The sequence below is a fragment of the Streptomyces sp. NPDC030814 genome, assembly GCF_055572155.1.
On the sequence record NZ_JBVIDX010000060.1, the window covers coordinates 1 to 4,130 of the forward strand.

Consider the following 4,130-nt stretch of genomic DNA (forward strand, 5'->3'; position numbering starts at 1 on the left):
CCACACGCACGCCACACCGCCGCCAACGACACCATCACCGCCCACGACACCGGCTGCACCACATCCACCTCAGCCAGCTCAGAACCACCCCGCACAACCTCGCTCAACGACCACCCCACAAACGGAGCAAGCGCCGCCTCACACGCCTCCATCGACGCCGCGAACACCGGCGACGCATCCCAGAACTCACGCCCCATACCGACCCACTGCGCACCCTGACCCGGGAACACGAACACCACCCGGTCAGCCCCGGCCGCCACCGAACCCCGCACAACGGAGGACGGGCTCACGCCGTCGCCCGCCGCGAGCCCCTTGGCCCCGAGGGTCAGATCGTCGTGTTCCGCTCCCAGGACCACGGCCCGGTTTTCGAACGCCGTACGCGTGGCGGCCAGCGACCACGCCACATCCACCGGCCGGACATCGTCACCGACCGCGGTCAGACGACCGGCCTGACCCGCGAGCGCGTCCCCACCACGACCGGAGACGACCCACGGCAGCACACCGCCCGCGACGAACACCGGCGCCACATCCGCACGCCCGGACTCAGCCCCCGGCACCACCACCGCCGGAGCCTCCTCCAACACCACATGCGCGTTCGTCCCACTGATCCCGAACGACGACACACCGGCGCGGCGCGGACGGCCCTCGGTCTCCGGCCACTCCACCGCCTCCGTCAGCAACGACACCGCCCCCGCCGACCAGTCGACATGCGAGGATGGCGCGTCGACGTGGAGTGTGCCGGGCACGACGCCGTGCCGCATGGCCAGCACCATCTTCATCACGCCGGCCATGCCGGACGCGGTCTGGGTGTGCCCGATGTTCGACTTGACCGAGCTGATGAGCAACGGCCGTTCGGTCAGACGGTCCTGTCCGTAGGTCGCCAATAGAGCCTGTGCCTCGATCGGGTCACCCAGCCGCGTGCCCGTGCCGTGCGCCTCGACCACGTCCACCTCGTCGCCGGTGAGGCGCGCGTCTGCCAGGGCGGCGTGGATCACCCGTTGTTGCGAGGGACCGTTGGGTGCGGTGAGGCCGTTACTCGCACCGTCCTGGTTGATCGCCGACCCACGCACCACCGCCAACACCGGATGCCCCTTGCGCCGGGCCTCCGAGAGCCGCTCCAGCAACAGCACACCCACACCCTCGGCGAGCGAGAAGCCGTCGGCTGCTTCGGCGAAGGGCTTGCACCGGCCGTCGGGGGCGAGGCCCCGCTGCCGGCTGAAACCCACGAACGGCGCCGGGTCGGCCATCACCATGGCCGCGCTGGCCAGCGCCATCGAGCACTCGCCGGACCGCAGGGACCGTATCGCGAGGTGCAGCGCGACCAGCGACGACGAACACGCCGTGTCCACCGTCACGGCCGGCCCCTCCAGACCGAGGACATAGGACACGCGACCCGAGGCGACGGCGGTCGATGCGCCTGTGACGAGATAGCCCTCGGTACCGTCGGTGCCACGGTTGAGCAGGGTGCCGTAATTCTGGTCCGTGAGGCCCGTGAAGACGCCGGTGCTGCTGCCACGGAGGGTCTTCGGATCGATCCCTGCCTGTTCGAACGCCTCCCAGGACGTCTCCAGGAGGAGTCGCTGCTGCGGGTCCATCGCTGCCGCCTCGCGAGGCGAGATCCCGAAGAAGGCCGCGTCGAACTCTCCGGCGTCGTGCAGGAAGCCGCCGTGCCGGACGTAACTGGTGCCGTTCCGGTCGGGGTCCGGGTCGTAGAGCCGGGTGGTGTCCCAGCCCCGGTCCGCGGGGAAGCCGGTGATGACGTCCTCGCCGTCGGTGACGACGCGCCACAGGTCCTCGGGGGACGAGATACCGCCCGGGTAGCGGCACCCCATGCCGACGATGGCTATGGGGTCGTCGTCGGTGACGGGTGTGGGCGAACCGGCGACGGCGGTGAGCGACGCCGAGTCCTGTCGCGGTGCGGCGTGGTCCCCGAGAGCCAGTCGACGGAGGTGGACGGCGAGGGCGAGCGGGGTCGGGTGGTCGAACACCACGGTCGTCGGGATCTTCAGACCCGTGCGGGACATGAGGCGGTTGCGCAGTTCGACCGCGCTGACCGAGTCGAAGCCCAACTCCTTGAACGCATAGGCGGCGTCGACGGCGTCCGCCGAGTCATGACCGAGCACGACAGCCGCCTCGGCCCGTACGAGGTCCTGGACGAAGCGGTCCTGTTCGGCGGCGGGCAGGGCACCGAGCCGCTGCGCGAGGGTCGAGGCCGCCGTGTCCGCGGCCTGTGTGCCCGGTTCCTCCGGCGTCTCGTCGTTCGGTTCCAGTGCGGCGATGAGCGGGGCGGGCCTGGCGGCAGTGAAGACGGGCACGAAACGGGCCCAGTCGACGTCGGCGACGGCGACGACCGTGTCACCGTGGTCGAGCGCGTCCTGGAGCGCCACCATCGCCGGTTCGGCGGCGATGACCGGGATGCCACGGCGGCGCAGCGGATCGCGCATGTCCTCGGCGATCATGCCGCCGCCGTCCCAGGGGCCCCAGGCAACCGACAGCACCGGAAGCCCGCGTGTGCGGCTCACCTGTTCGGCCAGGGCGTCCAGGAAGGCGTTGGCGGCGGCGTACGCCGCGTGGTCGGCTACACCCCAGACACCGGAGATCGAGGAGAAGAGGATCAGTGCGTCGGTCTCGTCCGGGTCGAGGGCCTCGGCGAGGTGCTGTGCCCCGGCGACCTTGCCTGCGGCGACCTCGGCGAACTCCGCCGGTGTGAGGTCGGCGAGCGCCCCGAGGGTGCCGACGCCGGCGGCGTGCACCACCGTGCGGACGGTACGCCCGTCCGCACGCAGGGAGGCCAACAGCTCACCGAGCGCCGCCCGGTCGGCCACATCGCAGGCGGCGACGGTCAACCTGGCGCCCAGCGCGGCGACTTCGGACTCCAGTTCCGCGAGGGTCGCGTCGCCGCCGCTGCCTCGTCGGCTGACCAGCACCACCTCTTCGGCCCCGCCACGGGCCAGCCACCGGGCGACGTGCGCACCGAGCGCACCGGTTCCGCCGGTCACGAGGGCGGTGCCTCGGGGCGTCCACGGCCGGCCGGGGGACCGTCCGGCCTCCGTCCTCGCGCTTTCCGGCAGGGGGGCCGGCACCAGACGCCGCACGAGGGTGCTGTTGGCGCGCAGGGCGACCTGATCCTCACCGCTGTCGCCATGCGAGGCCAGAACGGCGCAGAGGGCGCCCGCCTCCCGTCCGTCGAGCCGCTCGGGAAGGTCCACCAGTCCGCCCCAGCGTTCGGGGAACTCCAGGGCGGCGACCCTGCCCAGCCCCCAGACGGCCGCCTGCGCCGGCCGAGCGACCGGATCGTGGTCCCCGACCGCCACCGCACCTTGCGTGACACACCACAGGGGTGCGTTCACGCCGGCCCGTCCGAGTGCCTGAAGGAGGGAGACGGTGAGCGCGGATCCGGTGGACAGCACGGGATGACCGGGCAGGGGGTCCTCGTCCAGTCCCAGCAGCGACACCACGCCGCCGAGCGGTACCTCGGCGTCGGCCCGCACCTCGTCCAGTGCGGACTTCAGGAGAGCGTTGTCCGCGTGGTGCGAGGTGAGTTCGAGGACACGCACGTCGGCGCCATGACGGCTCAGGGCATCGGATACGGAGGTGATGAGTTCGGTGTCGGGGTGTGCCTGCGGGACGACGAGCAGCCAGGTACCGGTCAGGGCCGCGGCCCGGGTGTCCCGGGCGACCGGCTGCCACACCACCTTGTACCGCCAGCCGTCCACCACCGACCGCGCCGCCTGCTCCCGACGCCACCCCGACAACGCGGGCAGCACCCCGGCCAGCGCCTCACTGTCCGACACCCGCAACGTCTCGGCCAGCGCCTGCAGATCCTCGCGCTCGACCGCCTCCCAGAAACGAGCGTCCACCGCCCCCTGCCCCGAAACCACAGCCCCCGCGGGAGCCGTCTTCTCCAGCCAGTAGCGCCGGCGCTGGAAGGCGTAGGTCGGCAGCGGAACCGTACGGGCGTCCTGGCCGGCCAGGACCGCCGTCCAGTCCACCGGAACACCCCGCACCCACGCCTCCGCCAGCGAGGTCAGGAACCGGTGAGCGTCACCCTTGTCACGGCGCAGAGTGCCCGTCACGACCGCGTCCGGGGCGGCCTCCTGGACCGCCATCCCCAGCACCGGATGCGAACT

Annotated in this window: 1 protein-coding gene; it reads right to left on the bottom strand. The window is 72.0% G+C overall.

All coding sequences use genetic code 11. From position 1 onward, the window contains the following. A partial coding sequence (locus ACZ43N_RS42665) for an SDR family NAD(P)-dependent oxidoreductase (RefSeq protein ID WP_468105272.1) occupies positions 1–4,109 on the bottom strand: 4,109 nt, incomplete at its 3' end. Between the last annotated feature and the right edge of the window lie 21 nt (positions 4,110–4,130).